The organism is Desulfomonile tiedjei DSM 6799, from assembly GCF_000266945.1.
GTDB classification, from domain to species: Bacteria; Desulfobacterota; Desulfomonilia; order Desulfomonilales; family Desulfomonilaceae; genus Desulfomonile; species Desulfomonile tiedjei.
The window spans coordinates 1,299,715-1,321,177 of record NC_018025.1 but is presented as its reverse complement, the minus strand read 5'-3'; the positions used below and the strand labels follow the sequence as shown (position 1 = coordinate 1,321,177).

Here is a 21,463-nt window from a genome sequence, read left to right as displayed (position 1 = left end):
TCAAGTTCAGGTTCGGATAAACCGTTTCACAATAAAATCACACAGAGGTCCGGGATCGTTCAGATCGAACACAGGGATTCCTTCCGGAGGATTGGACGGATCCCCTGCGATTGCCACGAGATTGTCATCTTTCTCGCAAAGCAGGTCGCGTTTCATTTCACTCCTGAATACTTCGATCTTTGGATGGACTTCTCGTTTGTATCCTTCGCTGATGATCAGGTCCATATCCTTTATAAGTTTTTCCCGCAATTCAGAGAGAGAATGATCGTGATCGGTATCCGCTACAAGAGCCATTTTCGTGGGAGATGATATGATTGTCAGATTCGCGCCGGCTTGCTTGTGCCTCCATGAATCTTTGCCCTCGTGATCGATTTCAAAGCTGTGCGCGTCATGCTTTATGGTCGCGATGCGATAACCCCGAGATCGCAGTTCCCTGACAACTTTCTCCAGCAGTGTAGTCTTTCCGGAATCCGATTTGCCGACAATGGATACAATTGGGATCATATAGCCTACTCCGACATGCGTCTTGTTTCAAGAAAAGCCTACATCCTTCTTATATCGGCTCTTGGGCAAAAGCAACGACATCTCAAGAGCATCATCTTTGCCACCCATAGAGACCTCCTCGAAAGAGTCCTCCGATCGCCACACAATCCGCTGAATCGTACAAATCTTATCTCATTGATATTGTTGATAAGAGGAAAATGCTTCATTCACATCTCTATCTGAAAACGAGCCATCCATAGTCATTGCTAAGATAAACGACCGAAACTTGGTTCAGATGTTTGGTCGAAAAATCCCCCTGCCTCTTTTAAATTAGGAGGGAATTAAGATGTTGCCTCTTACCCCCTTTCGTAAAGGGGGCTGGGAGGATTTGAATCGGACTGAGCTTTTGACAGATAATTTTCCCCTTGACTTAATGGTTAATGGCCTGTACCATTTCGGTATGGAAACCAAAGATGACCTTATCAAGGCAGCGATACGAGAGCTTTTGCGGGTCGCGAAAAAATACGCGCGTATCGAGAAGCTGCCGATCCGCGTTGAGGAAGGTGTAGAAATCACCACCCAGGAAGCCCATATGATCCAGGCCGTTGGCGAGCACAAGAAAATGAGTGTCACTGACGTGGCGATTCACTTTGGCGTCACGAAGAGCGCGGCTTCTCAACTAGCGACGAAGCTTGCGGGAAAGGGCTTCCTGCAGAAGAGGCAGGCTCCGCACAGCAATAAGGAGTTGGAGCTTTCCCTCACGCAGTTAGGGTGGCGGGCCTTTGATGCCCATGAGCATTTTCACGGCGCGGACATGACTTATATAACGAACCGCTTGAGCGTATTCTCGCTTCAGCAAATCGCGACTCTATCGGTGCTGTTGGAAGCTATTGGGAGCATCATGGACGAGCGCCTGACCAAGGAATAATTTTTTATGTGGTGTTGGTTAAGCTACTTAACTAATGTGACAACTGAAGGTATCGCCTCGCCGGCCACCTGCGAATTTGTGAAAAGGATGCGTTTCATTACCATTGGGGCCGTTGGACTCGTGGCTCTTGCCGTGGCGACCTGGGGCGGAGCGCTCGTGACGAGACCCCAACGAGGTGGGGAACCTTCGGTATCAGCGACGGTAGTGCGCCCTATTCCGACCTTCATGGTGCAGCCTTTCTCCGACAGTTGTGTTCGCTCGTTTCCAGGCAAGGTGCAGGCGAATCGGCGGGCCGAATTGGCCTTCTCAGTTCCCGGTTTGTTGGAAACGCTGACAGTGCGGGAAGGTGAGAAGATCAAAAAAGGTGCAGTGCTGGCCGAATTGGATCAACGAGATTATCGGAATGCTTTGGATGCGGCCAAGGCAAAATATTTGGACGCCAAGCGGGCTTTTGATCGGACTCAGTCCCTGAGAGCCAAGGAAGTCGTCTGCCAGGCTGAGTTTGATAAGGCTGAGGCTGCCTGCAATATTGCCTGGGCAGAATTGCGCATTCGTGAAAAAGCCCTGGAAGATACCGTGTTGTCCGCTCCGTTCAATGGCGTGGTCGCCAAGCGACATGTCGAGAATCACGAGCATGTTCAAGCCAAGCAACCCATTCTTTCGTTCCAGGACATCTCTCTAATCGAAGTCGTCATTCAACTGCCGGAGCGACTCATTGCTCATGGCGGAGCCGAAGTGCTTAGGAGCATACAGGTCCACTTTGACGCTGACGGCGATCGCTGGTTTGATGCCTCCATCCGAGAATTCAGTTTGCAGTCTGATACCGTGACCCGCACATTTGACGTTGTAGTCGGCCTGAACCCGCCGGCCGATTTAGCAGTTTATCCTGGAATGACAGCGACGGTACGAGCTGAGGTAACAGCGTTTCCGGGGAGATCCCAACAGCCGCAACGAGTCGCTTTGATTCCTGCTGAAGCGGTTTGGGCCGACACTAATGGAGAGTCGAACGTCTGGGTAGTAGAACCCAATGGCGGGCCACCGCATAAAACGAGGGTTCAGGTCGGTGTGTTGCGCGACGGAGGTGTCGAGATTCTTTCTGGGCTCCAACCGGGACAATACGTAGCCGTAGCCGGGCTGCGCACATTGCGAGAAGACATCAGGGTTCGACCAATGATCGCAGGTAAGAAGGGACTCGACGGATGAATCTTGCGGGATATGCCATTCGACACAATGTCGTCACGCTTGTGTCCATCATTCTGGTCACCGTGGGAGGAATTCTGGCGTACGGAAAACTCGGTCGTTTGGAAGACCCGGAGTACACGATCAAGGAAGCAGTGATTTATACCGAATATCCGGGGGCCACCGCCGAGGAAGTTGAACTGGAAGTCACCGAGCCTCTGGAGACAGCCATCCAACAACTAAAACAGTTGAAGGAGGTGCGGTCCATTTCCCGGCCTGGACTCTCGATCATCTTCGCTGAGATGCAGGAAATCTATGACAAAGAAACTCTTCCGCAAGTGTGGGACGAACTCCGCCGAAGGGTCGACACAGCTGCGAGTCACTTGCCTCCCGGCTGCAAGGCCTCGGTTGTTAACGACGATTTCGGAGACGTGTATGGTGTCCTCTTTGCCATCACAGGCGACGGTTACTCCCAGCATGACTTGAAAGAGGTCTCAGAGGACCTGCGCCGAGAGCTGTTATTATGCCCGAACGTTGGGCGTATCGACTTCTGGGGCATACACAGCGAAGCAATATATGTCGAAGTAGATCGGGTCAAGCTTGCCCAACTCGGACTGCCGCCCACGGCGATTTTTGATGCGATCAACCAACAGAACGCGGTCACAGAAGCGGGACGGGTCAAAGTAGGCCCCGAAGATGTTCGTCTCCGCGTTACTGGCGATTATTCGCGCATAGAAGACCTGGGGGAACAACTTGTTCAAGGCGGATCGCAAAGACGCATGATCCGCTTGAAGGATGTGGCTCGAATCGAGCGAGGGTATCTCGATCCACCCAACGAAATCTTGCGCTGGAACGGAAGCACCGCTGTCGGCCTCGGCGTTTCCACGGGTTCCGGGGGAAATGTCATTGCCATGGGCGAAGCGATAAAGGAACGACTCGCCCAATTGGAGGCACGGATTCCTGTAGGCATCGAAATCCATCCGATCGCGCACCAGGGTGAAAAGGTGAGGGAAGCGGTGCGAGAGTTCGTGCTTGGCCTCTTCGAGGGTGTGCTCATTGTGATTCTGCTCCTGGTGGTCTTTATGGGGCTGCGCGAAGGGTGCATCATGGGCGCGGTTCTTCTCATCATCGTTTTTGTCACGTTTTTGTGCATGTACACGTTGGGTATCACGTTGCAGCGCATCTCGCTGGGCGCGTTGATCATTGCAATGGGAATGCTGGTTGACGACGCCATTGTGGTAGTGGAGGGAACCGTTATCAAATCGCATCAAGGCATGAGTAGATCGCAAGCGGCTGAAAAAACGGTGGCAGAAACCCAATGGCCACTGCTCGGAGCGACGGCCATCGCGATCCTTGCATTCGCGGCCATCACGCTTTCAAAAGACATGACCGGTGAATGGTTGAAAAGCCTTTTCCAAGTTATATGCCTGTCGCTCGGTTTGAGCTGGGTCTTCGCAATCACGGTTACACCATACCTGTGCGTCACTTTTCTCCCATTAGCAAAACGTAGCGAAAAAGATCCCCATGATAATCCGTTCTATCGCTCGTACCGAAAATTGGTAGGGTGGTGCATCGATCATCGCTGGATCACGCTGGCTGTGGTGATGGCCCAGTTGCTGATTGCCATATGGGGTTTCGGATTCGTCAAGCAGGACTTCATGCCGGACATGAATCGCCCTCAGTTCACGTTGGATGTTTGGCTGCCGGAAGGTACCCATATTTATGAGACCTCCAACCAAGTGGCCGCCATTGAAACGTTCGTTCGCACCCTGGATGGCGTCAGGGACGTAACGAGCTTTGTCGGACGCGGCCCACTGCGATTTCTGTTGACATACGAACCGGAAATGCAGAATAGCGCCTACGGTCAACTGCTTGTAACTGTAGATCATTATGAGAGAATCTCGACACTGCGGGAGCAGCTCACAACCTACTTGAAAAATCATCATCCCAACGCTGTCACGAGCGTGGATGCATTCAAGCTAGGACCCGGTGGTGGAGCTGTGGTAGCGCGTCTCAGTGGGCATGATGTGAATACACTGCGTGATTTGGCCGAGAAGGTCAGAGCTGTCATGTACGCACATGGCAACACCCGTAGCATAAGAACTGATTGGGGAGATCGCGTTAAAGTCGAATCACTGCGTCTGGCAGACGCGCGCTCGCGCGAGATTGGTGTTACTCGTCCAGACATTGCCCGATCTCTGGCCATGAACTTTTCAGGTTCTGCAGCCGGATTGTACCGTAAAGGAGATGACCTGCTGCCGGTCATGCTTCGCCCCCTTCGCGATCAGCGATGCGGCGTTGACAACGTGGATAACGTCCAGGTTTGGAGTACTGCGCAGAGTAGATGGGTTCCTATTGACCAGGTAACGGAGGGAGCTGTGAGTTGCTGGGAAGATCCTGTGATCCATCGGCTGAATCGCATTCGAACAATCCGCGTGTCCTGCAAGCAAGTGACTGGAACAACCGATACATTATTTCGACAGTTGCGCATGCCAATCGAAAGCATCGAATTGCCCCCAGGATATAAGCTTGAATGGGGTGGTGAACACGAGGAGCATGAGGAAGCGAACCAGAAGCTCATGTCAAACGTCCCCATCGCATTCATTGCCATGTTCCTCATCTCGATCATGTTGTTCAATACATTTCGCCACCCCCTCATCATTTTCCTCTGCCTTCCGTTGGCCGTGATCGGTGTAACGGCTGGAATGCTCCTTACCGCAAAACCTTTTGGCTTCATGGCTATGTTGGGCTTTCTCAGCCTGTCGGGCATGCTCATAAGAAACTCAATCGTTCTGCTCGATCGGACAAACCTTGAAATAGCAGAGGGCAAGAGTCGCTACGGAGCTGTCATCGACGCTGCCGTGAGCCGCGTGCGACCTGTAAGCATGGCCGCGTTCTCCACGGTACTTGGGATGACTCCGCTGTTGTGGGATCCTTTCTTCGCTCCCATGGCAGCGACCATTATGGGAGGCTTAACTTTCGCAACAATACTGACTCTCGTTGTTGTACCCGTGCTATATAGCACATTTTTCAGAATTCGCCGGTAGGCGCCTCTGAGAGGCCTAACATTCTATCAGGGACCCACGTGTGCCCGAACAAACACCACAACGGAGGATGCTATGCAAATGTTGAAACCGAAACATAGCTTTGAATCGATAGAAGCGTTCTTTATGGGATCGGTCATATCCAAAGCGATCTTGGAATCAGTTCGGATGAGGCTATTCGATGCATTGGAGATGCCGCGGACCATTCAGGAAATATCAGCTTCCATGAAGACATCAGAGTCAGCCACGGAAGCGCTCCTGAATGTACTCGAAATCACAGGTCTGATTGTCAAGAGAGAAGCTCTGTATCAAAATACGGCACTGGCGTCCGAGTTTCTCGTGACGAACTCACCTTTTTATCAGGGACAGGTACTCGAACTTCACCAGGGAACTTGCGACTTTGTTGTGCGTGAAATGCCTTCTCTCCTGAGCAAGCCCGGCAGAGTCCGAAATCACTTCACCGAGAAATTTGCATCCCCCGCCTCTCTTCAAGGTATGCTCCAATATGCCATGCGAGGGTCGCTTCAGAACGCAACTGAGTTCATCGTTGCTCTACCCGGCTTTATGGACATGCGTTCAATGTGTGATATCGGCGGCAACCATGGTCGTTACACGATGGCGCTGCTGGATCGTAACCCGCATATGACCGCTGTAATTGTGGACCTCCCCAATGTCACACCTGCTATCGAGGACCTGTGCCGCGAAGCGGGTTACGGGGAAAGACTGTCGGTATTGGCCGCTGACATGCGCACAGATGATTTGCCGGAAAAGGCTTTTGACCTGGTGTTAACTTCTGAGGTTCTTCATGTGTTTATGGATGATCTTGGAAGCGTGCTTGAGAAAATCGCTACGTGTCTCAAGCCAGGAGGCTGGTTCGTCTCCAACCACATGAATCCTGAGAGCGAGGCAGCCAGGAATTACAGATCCATCGTCAACTTAATCTCGTACCTCGTGTTAGGGACCAGCCATTTTATCTCGCGAGTCGATCTCGAATCAGCCTTGAGCATCGCAGGATTCGCGGATTTCGTGGTAGGAAGCACAAGCCAAGAAGAAATCAACCTGATTTTGGCGGCTAGGAAGAAACAAAAGTCATGATGTCAGCGTGCCGCGGACAGCAACCCTTTCCGGCCGGGAACCGCGTCAGTGTTTCGGCAGTGCAAAAAACGTGAACAACATGAGCGAGAAACCTGGATGCGATCATCGACGACATCATGGACGGCAGGAACCTAGACATCGCCATCCGAGCAGCTTCTGGACGCATGATCCGGATCGTGTTTTTCGTGAACTCGCTCTCAAAGAAGGTGATTGGTTTCTTGATGTAGGATGCGGTACAGGAGAGTATTCCGTCCATGCCTCGAAGATCGTCGGGGAGTCGGGAACCGTATACGCGCTGGACAAAGACGCGGATCTGATTGTCGACCTGAGCAAGGAGGCTAATGCCCAGGGACTGCGAAATATCAAGGCTATCGCGACTGACATCACCGCGCCTCTTCCCATACAGGACGACTGCATCGACGTCTGCCTCATAGCGACTGTCCTCCATATTCCTAATGTCGCCAGAAGCAAGAATATGTTGTTCTCGGAGGTTCGCCGTGTTCTAAGACCGCATGGTCGTGTGGCAATTGTCGAGTGCAAGAAGGAACACTGGTATTGGGGACCACCAGAGCACATCCGGCTGGCGTCGGAGGATATCGACATCTCAATAGCGCCTTTCGGCTACGAGAAGATAGGGCTGACCGATCTTGGACTCAACTATATGATCAAATTTGTTGTTGCATAGACAAACAGAATCTATTGAGTATCGCGTATCGCACATTGGACGATGTCGGCAGAATATACGCTCTCGTTCCTCTAATACGTACTTGCTTTTCGGACCGACGTTCACTTCTTCGGCAAAACAGTGTACCCGAGAGATTCGGCTGTGATTTTCTTCAGGGATTGACGCAGGAAGACATCCGGTGCTAGATTCTTTCAGATGTCATCCAGCCGCGGCATTGCTTGAGCGGTTCGGATACGAGAGGACCGGATTCCTAAGCCGTTCCATAGTTCTGCGTTGCGGCACATCTCGAGAACTCCGGCAAATCTCTCCCAACCTGGAGTTACCATGTCATTAGAAGAACAAGTGCTTCGTATCGCTACGCTCACCCATGACGCTGCCCGAGAAGCAGCGATACTTCCCATGAGCGTTAAAGAAAAAATCCTGAGAGAACTGGCGGCCAAATTGCGCGAGAAGCGCCGCGAGCTTCAGCAGCAGAATGCAGAAGATGTAAGAGCAGCAAAGGACAAGGGAATTTCCGCGGCAATGATCGACCGGCTCACGTTATCCGACAAGGTGATCGAGCAGACTGCTGCGGGCCTTGAAGAAATAGCTGCATTTCCCGACCCGGTGGGAGAAGTGGTGAGAATGTGGACAAGGCCCAATGGAATGCGAGTCGGCAGAATGCGCATTCCCCTGGGAGTTATCGGAATCATCTACGAATCCAGGCCGAATGTTACCGCCGATGCCGGCGCCCTGTGCCTCAAAGCGGGAAATGCCGTGATCCTCAGGGGTGGGTCGGAAGCTCATCGATCGAATCAGGCCATTGTGAATCTGTTCAAGGAAACTCTGAAAGAAAACGGTGTCAATGAAGATGTCGTAAATCTTCTGCCCACGACCGATCGAGATGCCATCCTTCACATGCTTAAGCTCGAGGAGCTTATCGATCTCATCATTCCGCGAGGAGGAGAGGAACTGATCCGCTTTGTGGCGGCCAATTCCAGGATTCCGGTTATCAAGCATTACAAAGGAGTCTGCCATCTGTACGTGGACAAGGAAGCGGACCTGGAAATGGCCGTTAAGCTGACGGTCAATTCCAAAGCGCAACGTCCCGGAGTCTGCAATGCTCTGGAAACTCTGCTCGTCCACAAAGACATTGCCGCACGATTCCTTCCCGTTGCAGCGGATTCCCTTGGAGCGGCAGGCGTGGAGCTGCGTGGATGCGATGGAGCCCGGGCTATCGTGAACTCAATGAAAGTAGCCACTGAAGATGACTGGTACGCTGAATATCTCGATCTGATCCTTGCTGTCAAAGTAGTGGACAGTATCGACGCGGCTATCTCGCACATCGCCAAATATGGGTCTTTGCACACAGAATCCATCGTAACCAGGGATTATGAGGCGGCTCAGAAATTCTTGAAAGAAGTGAATTCGTCCTCGGTCATCGTGAACGCAGCCACCAGGATGAGTGACGGATATGTGTATGGGCTCGGAGCGGAAATCGGCATCAGCACCACGAAGATCCATTCCTACGGCCCCATGGGAGTTGAAGATCTGACGACGACCAAATTTATCGTCTTGGGTGAAGGTCAAATCCGCGAATAAACCTTACCAGACATGCTGCAGGTGAAAATTGAGCGAAATTCCAAGTACTATCGATCTCATTATGGCGAGAACCAAGGGAATGTCTCTGTCTGCGGAAGAACGCGAAGACATTCGCCGTGAAGAAATGCTAAAAAAGGCAAAAGGCTACAAACTCAAACTCCTTGATGACATCGCAATCCGCGACGAAGCACTTGCTGCTTTGAACCAGGAGCCGGAGTCCGATCGGAAGCTGATTCGGCGAAATTTATGGAATCTTCTCGTTGAAGATTTGCGGCGTAAGGAGGAGGTCCTCAAGTATACGGAAGTGATGGAATTGCTTGCTCCGCATAAGGCACCGATTCTGAAGGAATTCAGAGCAGCTTTCAGGTCGGAAATGAAGGATTCTTTGTCGGACAAAAAGAAGATTGTGCATAAAGAACGGAAGCGTCTGTCAGCACTGGGAATTTCCGGAAGCGCGGTCGTTCCCAAGATCGGTACAAAAGCTGAAGAAGACGATTTCGTCTCCGTCATCGAAGAATTTCGAGAAAAATTGGCTGATTCTGCCGTGGCTTGAATCTTGCCGCGAAGCCTATCTTGAGGGGTGAGGTGCTTCGTCTAATACGAAGCAAATATGTGCATGTTAGTGAAACCCTGTCCGGATGACGATCTCGGAACGAGCTGTTGTCGGGCCGATCGTTTTGCCTGTTTCTGATGACTACTCCCTCACCCTGATTGCCGATTTTTTCTAGCCGGAGAATCCCATGAAAAAGTTCCTATTCGGTCTTGTGGTTTCCACGCTCCTGGTCGTTTTTGCATGGGGGACTGCCATGTCACTCAGCCTTTTTGCTCTTGACGGGCGTGCTGAGGATTCGGATGGCAAGCCTTATCCTCTGGATCACCTTGTTCATTCATTCCAGATCGGTGTGCAGTCTATCCCTTTGCTTCTGAGTGCTTACCTGGATTCCGGGGATCTGGTGCTTGTCCAGCAGATCCGTGAGAACAATGAGGCCCTGAACGCCTACCTGAAAGCTATCGAAAAGCAAATCGGCAATGACGATCAGAAGAGTGCTTTTGCAAAGATTTCAGTTGCTTTCCACAAACTGCAGGACATAATCAATCGGGATTTGAAGGCTATGGACGATTTTCGGCGATTGAGGAGAGCGTACGATAAACGTTCGACCCAGCTCCTGGAAATCCTCAGCCCCGATAGCCCCTCCCCTTACCGTAATGCGGGATCGTATGAAAGTGACATACACAGAAAGTTGCAGGAAGTCAGGCTTGCCGTGGTGAAAGCAATTTCCGCGACTCAGGTGCTTCCATGCAATACCGCAGATCAGACACACAGGAAACGGACGAAACAAATGTGGGATGCCGTATTGCAGCATGCCAATGTACTGATCGCAGTTTCAGGCGATTCCGGGGACAGAGAGTCATCTCTGAGACTTGCGCGTGCTGCTGCGGCGGCAAAAAAACTCGCTGAAGAACTCGTTGTCCAGGGAGACGAGCTCACCCACTCGTGGGAACAAACATTGCCTACGGTGCAATCTCTGGAAGTGTTGATCGAACCGATTCTTGGCCCAAAAGCAAGCACTGGCGCAAATGCTCGCCCGAATGAATGAGCTTCGCAATTGCACGATTCGTAATGAAAGCAAAATGTAGAGCTGACTATTTGTAAGAAGCCTCCCTTCATGCATGATTCTCAAAAGTATATAGGTAAGTGTCAAAACTAATGTTTGATTCAGAAAAAGAGTATTAGTGGGTGCCGTGCCTCCGTGCCGACACATCTTCAATATGATCAATGATATCGATAGAATGGACCGACAGGGACGCCGGCCCCTACCAATATCCTGTAATTCACAAGCGGGATAAACGTCAGAATCTTTGGCAATCGCTATAGCCTTTCTTCGTGCGTTCCTCCGGGACGAAAGATGAGCAAGGCTCCGACGGTAAGATGGGAGAAAAGAAAAGGCCTCTCTCCCCGAAGGAAGAGAAGCCTGGAGTGATGGCATTAGGTGCAATCAGGATGCAAGCGGCGGGCGCTTCACAATGGTGGGGGTTATGAAGACCAACAGGTCGTCACCTGACTTGTCTTTGTTCCTGTTTGAGAAGAGGTAGTTGATTACCGGCACATTCATGAGTCCAGGCCAACCCTCTCGTGTGGAGCTGGAGATTGTTCGATTTATTCCGCCGATTACGGCCGTATCGCCATCTTTTACTATCATGACCGTATTGGCGGCCCGGGTATCGATCGACGTGAACCCGTTCAATACCGCTCCAGGAGCATCATCCGTAATCTTTATGTCCATCTGGACTCTTCCATCTGCATAGATCAGAGGTTTGACCGTGAGTTCCAGAGCCGCTTTCACCCAGGTCACTTCAAAGAGTCCGGGGTAGGCTATGTTGCTACCGATTGTGATTTTGGCTTCTTTGCCGTCCAGCACCTGAACTTTGGGTCTGGAGATCGTCTTGGCCTGTCGGTTAAGTTCCCCGATATTAATGATAGAGTTGAGGTCCGTCGCGTAGTTTCCTGACAGGAATCCGAACTGCAGGTCCAGTGCGCCTTGACCGGCTGAGACCGGAAGGTTGACAGCGAATGCAGAGGTAGCAGGAGTTCCTTCAGGCTGCGCCGGAGACGTTACCCCTGTGGTAGGGCTCGCTGCTGTTGCGCCGCCACCGGCAATGCCCCAGAATGATTTCCTGTTATTGGTCAAGGGACCGCTTTGGGCATTTCTACCACCCCAGGTGATACCCACGCCTCGTGTCCAACCTTTGGATGCCACTACTACTCGGCTCTCGATAAGGACCTGCGGCAATGGTTTGTCCATGGAGTAAATCATCTTCTTGATCTGAGCAAGACGTTCTGCAGTGTCTTTGATGAAGATGGTACGGTTCGTGTCATCAGCCCACATCATGCTGTTGACAATAATCTGCGCGAGTCGTGGATCCATGGGAGCTGCGCCGGGCGCTGCAACACCTACCCTTGGCCCCCGCTGGATGGCTTCCGCAGTTCTCGCTTGAGCTTCAGCAGTCTGCTGCTCGCTTATCATGCGGCTCGCACGTTCCATCAATTCCCGTCCCTCTCTACCGTAGAGAGATCTGCCCTGATCTTCGATTTGCTTGAGGAACGGCTTCATCTTTTCTGCGCGGTCCGTTTCGAGAGCCGCTACGGTACCAGGCCGGGGGCCGGCGTCCCCACACTTGAGATTGAACACGCAGTTGAGTGTTCGTATGATATCCGAAGGTTTTTGATAAACGAGCTTCGTCAGAGCGTAGTAGAAGCATACTGTCTCGCCTTCGATATCGACACAACCGGCCTCGCCGAACTCTTCGGTGTTGACTTCCTCAACCGGTATTTCGCCCGCGTCTTTTTGTTCGAGATCCGCCAGAGCCTTATTCATCTCTTCCCGTCTCTTCTGAATATCCTGACGGATTGCCGCGATACGGTTGTCCAAATCAGCAAGGTCCTTCGATGCCTGAGCTGCTTTTTCGGTTTTGAGCTTTGACATCTCTTCTCGCTTGCCGACCCTCATGACGTTGCCGACCATTTCTCGATCCAGCTTATGCGTATTGAGAATGGTATCGATCACCTGTCCCAGCGGCACCTGGAACAATCTCAGAGTGGTGGTTCCTGTCACTTCATCGCCCACGATAATGTTGATACCTGCTTGTTCCGCCAAGAGCCGGAAGGCATTTTTCAGCGAAATTCCTTGGAAATCCATGGTTATCGGTTTGTTGAATATTTCAGGATCCGGAGTAACCTGCTGTTTCTTCAATATCTCTGTGCGCTGTTTCTGGAGCTCATCTATTTGTTTCTGCAGAGAATCCAGAGTTCGACGCCGCGCTTCGTTGTCTTTGAGGATCTGTTCCTCTCTGATAATCCTCATAGCCTCTCGCCGCGACTCCCTGGCCTGAGAGACTGCCTGCTGTTTGGCAACATCAGGTCCCTTCTGGCCTTTCTGATCCGGAGTCATCACGAAACGGGGCGGAGGAAAGTCAACCATGAGGACGCCCTTCTTCTTTTCAACCTGATATGGCACCGCGTCTTTGAGTTGAATGAAGATGTTCTGCGTTCCCGGAATTATCATCTCGACCGAAGTGGAGAAAAGGTCTGTTCTCAAGGGTTTTTGATGGATCTTGGGAATCTCAGCGTTGATGAGATCCAATCTGACTTTTGTGGGGGATATTTTGTTCACTCGATAATCCAGGTGATCGCCACCCATGACCATAAGCCGAGCGTTATGTCCCACCTGGATGAATTTGAGTTCCGTGATTTCTTGCACCAACAACCTGGGATCGGGCGTGGGGGGCGTCACAGGCGGGCGGACCTCTTTCACCATCTGAGGTCCCCCTCCACGTCTCGAAGCGCCGCCGGCCTGGGCGGGGGCATCGGTTTGCACGTCTGATTCCTTGAGCATGGGAGGAGGCGCGATGTGTCTCTCCATGTTCTGGGACAGCTTGCCGATTCCATTCACCTCGGGCGGTCGGATATTCGAGGCTGCTGCCTGACGCAGTTCACCGAACTTTGATCCGCGTTCGGAAGAATTATCGGGCTTGACTGCAACTCTTATGCTCTTTTCCTGCGGCGCAGGTGCCTCTTCTATCGGCTTTGCAGCAGCAGGCACCAACTTCGGATCCAATGGAGCTTTTCCTCTGGCTGATTGCTCCTTATCTTCGTGCGCAGGGTTTGCTTCACCGAGTTCCGCGGATATGGAAGTCCCGAATGCGACGAGGACTTTTTCCTGTTCGCGGCGCACCGTAAACGGGGGGACCGGCCGGTCCTGAAAATCCACGACGATCCGTGCATTGGACTTGTGCGTGCCAATACGGATTTCATGAATGTCCCGCTTGTTCACACTCACTTTCCGCTGCACTTTACCTAACGAGGTGCCCTCAAAATCCAAAACCAGTCTATTGGGATTTCCGATGACACGTGCCAGATGCTTGCCTGCCGTTCCTTTGGTTGCAATGACAAGGGTTTTCCCCTCTTCATTCACATCGATACCGGTTAATTCTCCGGGATCGGCCCCAGCATAGGAGCAGACCATTGCAATCAAAAGGCAGCTAAGCCATAGGGATTTGTATCTTTTTTCAGGTGACCTCATTTTGTCCTCTCTCGAAGACCGTGTGGATGCGATCCAGACCATGCGGAGCCACGGCGTCTCTGGGTTATCGTTTGAAATGGTCCGATACAGTACGAGTATTCGATTCCTGTATCGGATGTTAAGCTGCAAGGATCATAGCAAAGGAACCGCTACTATGTCAACGAAAAAATCCTAAAAAACCAGAGGATAGCTAATTTTACTAAAGTGATGGATTATAAAATTTACACATCTATATTTAAAACCGCTTGCAACCTGCCAAATTTTCTGTTTAATACTTCTACGATTTTTTGTCCTTGGGCTTCTCGCACTGCTCGGGTATCATTACTCCTATGGAAACGGATCTCGTCATCAGAATCGTTGTGATTGCCACATTCACCCTCGCTGTCGGACTTTATTTGTTCTTATACAGATAAAGAACTCCAGTCCTGGAGCACTCCGCAGAAGGCCGGCAGAGACTCGGGCTAGCCGGAAATCCGCCAATGGCTCTTTTTTCCATTTCGAAATGAAGCGGGGAGGCAACGACCCAGGGGGAACAAATCTGAGGATTTATAGCAAGTGTATAAAATAGTATCCAGTTGCGAAAAGCACTGCTCGACAATTGGTGGGTGCCGTGCCTCCGTGCCGGCACATTTTTCAAATACAAATCAACCAGTTCGGGCTGGCAGGCACGCCGGCCCCTACCGTCCTTTCAAAGAACAATGTGGTCAAAAGGTTAGAAATTATGTCAACGGCTATAGCACCGGGACTTAGAGACTGTCTCAAAACTCATGAATCCATAAAGAATCGTGCCACGATTCGCCATCTTCGTAGGGGTAGGCCTAGTGCCTACCCTCATTTGGGCGGACACGAGGCCCGCCCCTACAATCAGGCCAGCAGGAAGATGAGGAATTCGTGCCACGATCTGGGATGAATTTCGACTTTTGAGACAGTTTCCTTAGGCCAGTGTTAAAAGTTTTTTGAAAAGGGTTGGAGAACCTTTTGCAGAAAAGGTTCCCCAAATCTTACTGCTTTGAAAGCGCATTCCCTACAAAAATCAGATAATTTCCCCGAAAAGATCGGGCCCATGCGTGGCAGTAATTTTCACTTTGTGTATTTCACCCGCAATACCATCTCCGGAAGTGATATAGAGCACACCATCGACTTCGGGAGCCTGATCCCAGGTGCGTCCCTGGAGCAATAGATCCGTTTCCGAGGATACTCCTTCGATAATGCTTTCCTGCGTTGTACCCACCTTTTCCTTCAATCTGCGTTTTATGAACCGAGAATGTATGTTTTGTATTTCACTGGATCGCGCATTTTTCACCTGATCAGGAATCGGGTTCCCCAGGTCAAACGCGGGAGTGCCTTCCTCGGGGGAATATGCGAAAACGCCAACATGTTCGATTCGGAACTCTTGGACAAAGTCTCTCAATTCTTGAAAGTCCTCGTCCCTTTCCGTCGGAAATCCCACCATAAAGGTCGTACGGAGGACCAGGCCCGGAATTGCGTTCCGCAGATTGTCAACCAATTTGCGTATCCGGTTTCCTTTCCAGGGTCTCCCCATGGACTTGAGCACGTGGTCGGATACGTGCTGAAACGGAATATCCATGTACGGCAGTATTTTCTCGGAATTCTTCATCAGTTCCGGAAGAGATCGAGGTATGCCGTCCGGGTGAAGATACATGAGACGTATCCATCTGAGATCCTGAATAATTTCCAATCTTTTGAGAAGATTGGTTAAGGAGTGTTTCTCGTTTTTTTCCACTCCATAGGCCGTGAGATCCTGCGCAACCAACACCAGTTCTCTGACATTGCAGGAAGCCAGAGATTCCGCTTCCTGAGCCAGCATCTCGCTATCATAGCTCCTGAGCGGGCCGCGTATGGAAGGAATGGTGCAGTACGTACATCTTCTGGAGCATCCTTCAGCGATTTTCAGATAAGCATAGCCAGGGGTGGTGAGAACTCGTCCGGATACGGAAGCTCCGTAGATCGTGTCGCCCCGGGGATCTGGTGCGGTCTTGGCAGCAATCAAGTCCGGAAGTTCATGGATACGATCCGGAGTGAGAAAAAGGTCAATCTCCGGGAGCGAATCCACCAGGTCTTCTCTGTATCGTAATGGCAGACAGCCGGCCACGACAACAAATGCATCCGGATGCTCTGACTTGACATCGAGAATTGCATCTATGGATTCTTCTACGGCTGGTTCGATGAATGCACAGGTGTTGATGATGATATACCGAGCGGTCAACGGATCGTCCGAGTGTGTATATCCCCGGTCGAAGAGAGTAGAGAGAATACGTTCCGTGTCCACCCTGTTCTTCGGACATCCAAGACTTATGATGTGAACTGTCTTACTGTTTCTCACGATTACCGTAAAAACCTTGTGCAGGGGGGAGTTTGTGCAGGGGCGCGCTCGATATTTCAAAGCGGGAATCCGGAAGAGAATCGAGAAATGTAAAATCCGTCAAGTCAAAGCGGTTGTAATTACCCAGAGCATCGTAGATGATTGCACGTTTCACCGTGAATTTTGCAGCATCGATCCCGAGGACCATCCTGTACGTGCTGCTCGGGTTGACTGCATCGGTCAATTCCAGAAAATACATATTCTCTTCTTTGTCCAGAGCCTTTGGAGGAAAGGTGATTGTGAAGTTTCGGCCCAGATTTCCGATATTGGTGAAAAAGCCGAAAAATTGCTCCACGTTCATCTCGGGTGGTATTTCACCGTTTGCAGAGGTCCCGTCCTGGGGAAAATAGATCGCGTATGTCTTTCCTTTTACGACGACTTTTTGTGGTTCAGGGAAATCCACTTCCAATGAAATGGAGCCGGGTTTCTTCACGAACATGACGCCTTGAAACTTATCTCTCAGGTCCATTGCCGTATTTACCGTCAACTGATCGAAACGCGCCTTAAAACAACAATGATGCGAATAGACTTCCTGTAATTTTCCTACAATTTGATCGATTGCAGCAGGGCGATCCTGGGCGGAAGCGATTCCCTGACCGAACAACAGCCACAATGCTAATCCTGCGATCAATCCTCTCATATTCTATGGTCTCCCGCGAGTCGTGCGATTTCTTCCGCGAGCTCCGGTATTCGATATTCTCCAAAAGGAATCGGAAAACCCGCCAATCGGAGTTCATGAACAAGGAGAGCAATCGGAGGCAAAATGTTCCTCATTTCCGGGTCTTCAGCGAGCTCTCCACAAACCTCTTCCGGTGTGCCGATTGCTGAAAGCTTTCCCTGATTCAGTACCAGGAGGGTATCGAGAATCGGCAGAAAGGGACCCATGTCATGCGATACGATGATAACCGACCTGTCTCCTGATGTTTTCATAGTGCCGAGCAATTGTACCAGATCTGACACAGCCGCGGGGTCCAGGCCGACTCCAGGCTCGTCCAATACGAGAATGTGTGGTTGATTGACCAGTATCCCTGCAATGGCGACTTTCCGTTTTTCGGAATCCGAAAGCGATTCGGGATGCCGTTCTCCGATACGATCCAAGTTCAACCCCATCATCCGACCGGCCGACCACGCAATTTCCCGGATTTCAGAGTGAGGAAGTCCCGAGAACCTCCTGAGTACAAAAGAAATGTCATTGAAAACTGTATCCTCGAATAACTGGCGTTCCGGACGCTGAAACACCACCCCTACCCTCAAGGCGAGGTCCGAACCGTAATCCCTCGTATCTTTCCCGTCAATCAATATTCTTCCGCTCGTGGGATACAGAAGTCCGTTCAACAATTTTATCAAGGTCGTTTTTCCGGAGCCTGTGCCCCCAAGGATTCCTAGCGAACGATGAGAGGGCAGTTCGAAGGAAATACCACTCAGAGCCGTAAGCTCGAGCTGTGTATCTTTATTATAGGTATGAGTCACTCGATCGAAAGAGATATGCATGAATTCCGTTAGGATTCTTTCACTTTCCAGATGGTGCCCTTAGGGGTATCTTCAAGGACGATTCCCTTGGAAGCGAGTTCGTTTCGAATCTCATCCGCTCGGGCAAAATTCTTACTTTTCCTCGCTTCAGCTCTCTCAACGATGTACTGTTGAATCAGCTCCTCCGAGATCCCAAGTTCCGGGGCCCCGGCTTTTCGAGCGCGTTCGAGAAATTCGGTCTGATCCTCACGTAAGATTCCCAGCACTTCGCGTGCTACATGCAGTATGCGATCCTTGACTTCTCTGAGTAATTCAGGCTTGGGAACCGAATTCGTTCCCGAAATTCGGTTGATCGTCCGTGCGGCCTCGAACAATATCGCAAGTGCTCTGGGGGTGTTAAAGTCATCATCCATTGCTTCGGAAAAACGTTCTTCGATTCCCGTCAATTCCTGGGGAAGATCGTCCGATGTGCCGCGGGCTTCAATAAGTTCGTCCAGTGCGGCCATTGCAGCGTACAGCCGTTCCAGTGCAGTCGAAGATTCTTTGACAAAGGCGTCGCTGTAATCTAATGGGCTCCTGTAATGACTCGTGAGCAGGAAATGACGTAAAGCTTCGGGATGTACGGTTTTCAGAATGTCTCGAATATTCAGGACATTTCCCAGCGATTTGGACATTTTTTCAGCCCGTATATTCACAAAACCGTTATGGACCCAATAATTTACGAAAGTTTCACCCGTTGCCGCCTCTGATTGGGCGATTTCATTTTCGTGATGCGGAAAGGTCAGGTCTGCCCCGCCACCATGGATGTCGAAGTGTTGCCCCAAGTAGAACATACTCATTGCCGAGCACTCAATGTGCCAGCCGGGTCGTCCCGGTCCCCACGGACTTTCCCATGAGGGCTCGCCGGGTTTGGCAGCCTTCCAGAGTGCAAAATCAAGGGGATTTTTCTTCTTTTCATTTACATCCACCCGTGCACCCGACATGAGCTCATCCACTTTTTTCCCAGACAACTTTCCGTATTCGGGAAAGCTCGCGACGGAAAACATCACATCGCCATCAACGGTGTAAGCGTATTTTCCTTCAACAAGTTTCGCTATCAAGGCCTGGATTTGAGCAATAAATTCCGTGGCCTTGGGTTCTCTGGTGGGTCTCAGCACTCCCAAGGCATCCATATCGACGTAGAATTCCCGGACAAATTTTTCCGCAAGCTCTTTCCAATCGATTTTCAGTTCATTTGCCCTGTTAATGATCTTGTCATCGATGTCCGTAAAATTCCGCACGTACGTGACCTCGTAACCTTTGAACATCAGGTAGCGAAAGATAATGTCGAACAGCACCTGAGACCGTGCATGGCCGATATGACAATAGTCGTACACTGTCACGCCGCATACGTACATACCGGTTCGATTCGGATTTCTCGGCTTGAAATCCTCCTTCTTTCTGGTCATTGTGTTAAATATCTTGAGCCCCATAATGGTATATCCCTTGTACTCGCTTTCTGCTCTTACGAGGTGAGTTCCGTTCGGATCCGTAAGCGGGCGTTATATCAGTTCTTTGATCGCCGTTGTCGGATGGCTTCAGCGATCAACCTTTTCCGGCGAGTTATTTTCCAGCAGCGCTACTGCAAAGGCGGCTATTCCTTCACCTCTTCCGACAAACCCCAACCCCTCGGTTGTCGTTGCTTTAATGTTTATTCGATCAGGGTCTATCTTCAGGGCAGCGGAGAGATTTCCAATCATCAAATGTCGCACCGGACCTATTTTGGGGGCCTGAGCGCATATAGTGACATCGATATTAACAATAACGAAGTTCAGGGAATCGATCGCCTGGGCCACAGTCTCCAGCATAGCAACACTTGATGCATCTTTGTAAGCGGGATCGGAATCGGGAAAATGCATTCCGATGTCACCCAGTCCTGCAGCGCCCAGAAGCGCATCAATCACGGCATGAATCACCACATCTGCATCGGAATGTCCTTCCAATCCGAGGGGATATTCGATGTGTTGCCCTCCCAGGACAAGTCGCCTCCCTGGAACCAATCTGTGACTATCGAAACCCTGACCTATTTTCAAAGGGTATTCTCCCGTGACGTACTGTGCTCGACATTAATTCATAACGTATACTTCGTCAAGAAAGCCTTATGTGAAATATTCGTGAACGGCCCCGTGATTACACTGCTTACGCGTTTATACCGATTCTCGAAAGTAATCACGGATTGTGAAGAGCAGTTCCCAGCAATTGGTAGCGCCGGCCTCCGTGCCGGCGAACAATTCACCAAACAAATCAATAAGTTCTCGCCGGCAGGGACGCCGGCGCTACTGATTCTTCTCATTGCAGGCATTGGATTCCGTCAAGACTTTCGATAACCGCTATATCGCGAAATAACAGCATCGTGGATAATTCATGGTTCAATACCAAAATCTGCTCACGTGCCAACGCGGTGGAGACATGACAGGAGCCTGACTGGAAAGGAGCCGGTCTCGGGAGTGTTCTTTCCGGTCTATCTCGGACGTCAAGTCTTGTTCAAGCTCCAGGAGTCGACGCACTCGCTCCTCGGTGGGCGGATGGGTCCTGAGCAGCGAAGGCTCCGGTACTCTTCTTCCCGGCAAAAAAAGATTTTCAAACCAATTACCTGATATCCGTTCCAGCCTCGCGAGACCCGAAGCCAATCCTCTTGGATCGCCGGTGAGCATTGCCGCTTGCAGGTCTGCTTCGAACTCCCGGGTACGAGAAAGCGCCAACTGCAGAAGAGCGCTTACGGTTGGTGCAAACACGAGAATCAGAATAAAAAGCCAGGGGATTTGGTAATTTCCCCACAGGAACAGCGGCAAATTGATTATGAGGAGAAACTGGCCTATCCACGACATGAGACTCACCAGTTGACTGAGCGAATCCGCCAGACTCATCACCCACCCGTCGTTACTATTCAGGTGTCCGAGCTCGTGAGCCAAGACTCCCTGAAGCTCTCTGGATGAAAAATTTCTCAACAACCCGTCCGTTACTGCTATGGCTCCGTTCTTCCGCGTGCCGACTGCGAAGGCATTCGCAATGCTGCTTGGGATATAATAGACGCGAGGCATCGCGGGCAATTGAGCTTTTCGGGCCAGGAAGTTCACCATTCGTAACAGATATGGTGCATCGCGTTCCGAAAGTTGACGCGCTTTATACATCTTGAGCACGATTTGAGGAGATACGGCAGGCCCAAGTATCAATAATCCTACACCAAGAATACCCAACCAAAACAGACCGTCAGTACCCCACATGAGCCATCCCAAACCGGAACTCAGAAGAAGCATACTGATTATGAGAAGCGTTGAATGAACAACATTGCGAATCATATGATGTGCAACAGTTTTGGGCATTGTTCAGCGGCCTCCACACGCTCTTATTCCTATAAATTTCTACATCGGAGGCGGAATGAAAACCTCTCTTACAAAAAAAGAACGATGTGTGGAAGATGAAATCGGACAGTAGATCCTATAGGTGCTTCTCGAATTTTTGAAGTATTCCGATATTTATGAGGAAGGCCATAGG

General features: G+C 50.8%; 16 protein-coding genes. 8 read left to right on the top strand and 8 right to left on the bottom strand.

Going from position 1 to position 21,463, the window contains the following annotated elements; genetic code table 11:
• Positions 1 to 6 precede the first annotated feature (6 nt).
• On the bottom strand, positions 7 to 504 hold the full coding sequence (gene mobB, locus DESTI_RS05500; protein WP_014808970.1) for a molybdopterin-guanine dinucleotide biosynthesis protein B: 498 nt from the start codon (positions 502 to 504) through the stop codon (positions 7 to 9).
• A gap of 325 nt (positions 505 to 829) precedes the next feature.
• Between mobB and DESTI_RS05495 the strand changes: the two genes are divergently transcribed.
• The 8 genes from DESTI_RS05495 (at position 830) to DESTI_RS05460 (ending at position 10,593) form a co-directional block, all read left to right on the top strand.
• Positions 830 to 1,411 carry a MarR family winged helix-turn-helix transcriptional regulator gene (locus DESTI_RS05495; protein WP_014808969.1) on the top strand — a complete coding sequence of 194 codons (582 nt, stop codon included), beginning with the start codon at positions 830 to 832 and terminating at the stop codon, positions 1,409 to 1,411.
• Between the two features lie 6 nt (positions 1,412 to 1,417).
• Positions 1,418 to 2,614, top strand: a complete 1,197-nt coding sequence (locus tag DESTI_RS05490; protein ID WP_014808968.1) for an efflux RND transporter periplasmic adaptor subunit — start codon at positions 1,418 to 1,420, stop codon at positions 2,612 to 2,614.
• Positions 2,611 to 5,637 (top strand): efflux RND transporter permease subunit, encoded by a 3,027-nt coding sequence (locus DESTI_RS05485; RefSeq protein WP_014808967.1) that lies wholly within the window; start codon positions 2,611 to 2,613, stop codon positions 5,635 to 5,637. The genes DESTI_RS05490 and DESTI_RS05485 overlap by 4 nt, the downstream gene beginning before the upstream one ends.
• Before the next feature lie 72 nt (positions 5,638 to 5,709).
• Positions 5,710 to 6,729, top strand: coding sequence for a class I SAM-dependent methyltransferase (locus DESTI_RS05480; RefSeq protein ID WP_014808966.1), 1,020 nt, complete (start codon positions 5,710 to 5,712; stop codon positions 6,727 to 6,729).
• A 79-nt stretch (positions 6,730 to 6,808) separates the two neighbouring features.
• Positions 6,809 to 7,414, top strand: a complete 606-nt coding sequence (locus DESTI_RS05475; protein ID WP_014808965.1) for a methyltransferase domain-containing protein — start codon at positions 6,809 to 6,811, stop codon at positions 7,412 to 7,414.
• A gap of 324 nt (positions 7,415 to 7,738) precedes the next feature.
• Positions 7,739 to 8,995, top strand: a complete 1,257-nt coding sequence (locus DESTI_RS05470) for a glutamate-5-semialdehyde dehydrogenase (RefSeq protein ID WP_014808964.1) — start codon at positions 7,739 to 7,741, stop codon at positions 8,993 to 8,995.
• A 28-nt stretch (positions 8,996 to 9,023) separates the two neighbouring features.
• Entirely contained in the window at positions 9,024 to 9,548 is a 525-nt protein-coding gene (locus DESTI_RS05465) for a hypothetical protein (RefSeq protein ID WP_041285990.1), read from the top strand.
• A gap of 187 nt (positions 9,549 to 9,735) precedes the next feature.
• Entirely contained in the window at positions 9,736 to 10,593 is an 858-nt protein-coding gene (locus DESTI_RS05460; protein ID WP_014808962.1) for a hypothetical protein, read from the top strand.
• Between the two features lie 399 nt (positions 10,594 to 10,992).
• On the opposite strand, the gene DESTI_RS05455 is transcribed toward DESTI_RS05460, so the two are convergent.
• The 7 genes from DESTI_RS05455 to DESTI_RS05420 form a co-directional block, all read right to left on the bottom strand.
• Complete coding sequence (locus tag DESTI_RS05455; protein WP_014808960.1) at positions 10,993 to 14,076, bottom strand: type IV pilus secretin family protein; 3,084 nt, start codon at positions 14,074 to 14,076, stop codon at positions 10,993 to 10,995.
• Between the two features lie 1,033 nt (positions 14,077 to 15,109).
• Entirely contained in the window at positions 15,110 to 16,420 is a 1,311-nt protein-coding gene (gene rimO / locus DESTI_RS05450) for a 30S ribosomal protein S12 methylthiotransferase RimO (RefSeq protein ID WP_014808959.1), read from the bottom strand.
• Positions 16,407 to 17,099, bottom strand: coding sequence for a LolA family protein (locus tag DESTI_RS05445; protein WP_014808958.1), 693 nt, complete (start codon positions 17,097 to 17,099; stop codon positions 16,407 to 16,409). Before DESTI_RS05445 ends, rimO begins: the two co-directional genes overlap by 14 nt.
• A complete protein-coding gene (locus tag DESTI_RS05440) occupies positions 17,096 to 17,950 on the bottom strand; it encodes an ATP-binding cassette domain-containing protein (protein WP_014808957.1) in 855 nt (284 codons plus the stop codon). Before DESTI_RS05440 ends, DESTI_RS05445 begins: the two co-directional genes overlap by 4 nt.
• An 8-nt stretch (positions 17,951 to 17,958) precedes the next feature.
• Complete coding sequence (gene cysS, locus DESTI_RS05435; protein WP_014808956.1) at positions 17,959 to 19,401, bottom strand: cysteine--tRNA ligase; 1,443 nt, start codon at positions 19,399 to 19,401, stop codon at positions 17,959 to 17,961.
• 105 nt (positions 19,402 to 19,506) lie between these two features.
• Complete coding sequence (ispF, locus tag DESTI_RS05430) at positions 19,507 to 20,001, bottom strand: 2-C-methyl-D-erythritol 2,4-cyclodiphosphate synthase (RefSeq protein ID WP_014808955.1); 495 nt, start codon at positions 19,999 to 20,001, stop codon at positions 19,507 to 19,509.
• A gap of 336 nt (positions 20,002 to 20,337) precedes the next feature.
• Positions 20,338 to 21,291: a zinc metalloprotease HtpX gene (locus tag DESTI_RS05420; RefSeq protein WP_014808954.1), complete on the bottom strand. Its 954-nt coding sequence runs from the start codon at positions 21,289 to 21,291 to the stop codon at positions 20,338 to 20,340.
• Positions 21,292 to 21,463 lie beyond the last annotated feature (172 nt).

Excerpts from the sequence above, each read along its gene's own strand:
- mobB (WP_014808970.1), bottom strand. The coding sequence starts at position 504 with ATGATCCCAATTGTATCCATTGTCGGCAAATCGGATTCCGGAAAGACT.
- DESTI_RS05495 (WP_014808969.1), top strand. The coding sequence starts at position 830 with ATGTTGCCTCTTACCCCCTTTCGTAAAGGGGGCTGGGAGGATTTGAAT.
- DESTI_RS05490 (WP_014808968.1), top strand. The coding sequence starts at position 1,418 with ATGTGGTGTTGGTTAAGCTACTTAACTAATGTGACAACTGAAGGTATC.
- DESTI_RS05485 (WP_014808967.1), top strand. The coding sequence starts at position 2,611 with ATGAATCTTGCGGGATATGCCATTCGACACAATGTCGTCACGCTTGTG.
- DESTI_RS05480 (WP_014808966.1), top strand. The coding sequence starts at position 5,710 with ATGCAAATGTTGAAACCGAAACATAGCTTTGAATCGATAGAAGCGTTC.
- DESTI_RS05475 (WP_014808965.1), top strand. The coding sequence starts at position 6,809 with ATGAGCGAGAAACCTGGATGCGATCATCGACGACATCATGGACGGCAG.
- DESTI_RS05470 (WP_014808964.1), top strand. The coding sequence starts at position 7,739 with ATGTCATTAGAAGAACAAGTGCTTCGTATCGCTACGCTCACCCATGAC.
- DESTI_RS05460 (WP_014808962.1), top strand. The coding sequence starts at position 9,736 with ATGAAAAAGTTCCTATTCGGTCTTGTGGTTTCCACGCTCCTGGTCGTT.
- DESTI_RS05455 (WP_014808960.1), bottom strand. The coding sequence starts at position 14,076 with ATGAGGTCACCTGAAAAAAGATACAAATCCCTATGGCTTAGCTGCCTT.
- DESTI_RS05445 (WP_014808958.1), bottom strand. The coding sequence starts at position 17,099 with ATGAGAGGATTGATCGCAGGATTAGCATTGTGGCTGTTGTTCGGTCAG.
- DESTI_RS05440 (WP_014808957.1), bottom strand. The coding sequence starts at position 17,950 with ATGCATATCTCTTTCGATCGAGTGACTCATACCTATAATAAAGATACA.
- cysS (WP_014808956.1), bottom strand. The coding sequence starts at position 19,401 with ATGGGGCTCAAGATATTTAACACAATGACCAGAAAGAAGGAGGATTTC.
- DESTI_RS05420 (WP_014808954.1), bottom strand. The coding sequence starts at position 21,291 with ATGCCCAAAACTGTTGCACATCATATGATTCGCAATGTTGTTCATTCA.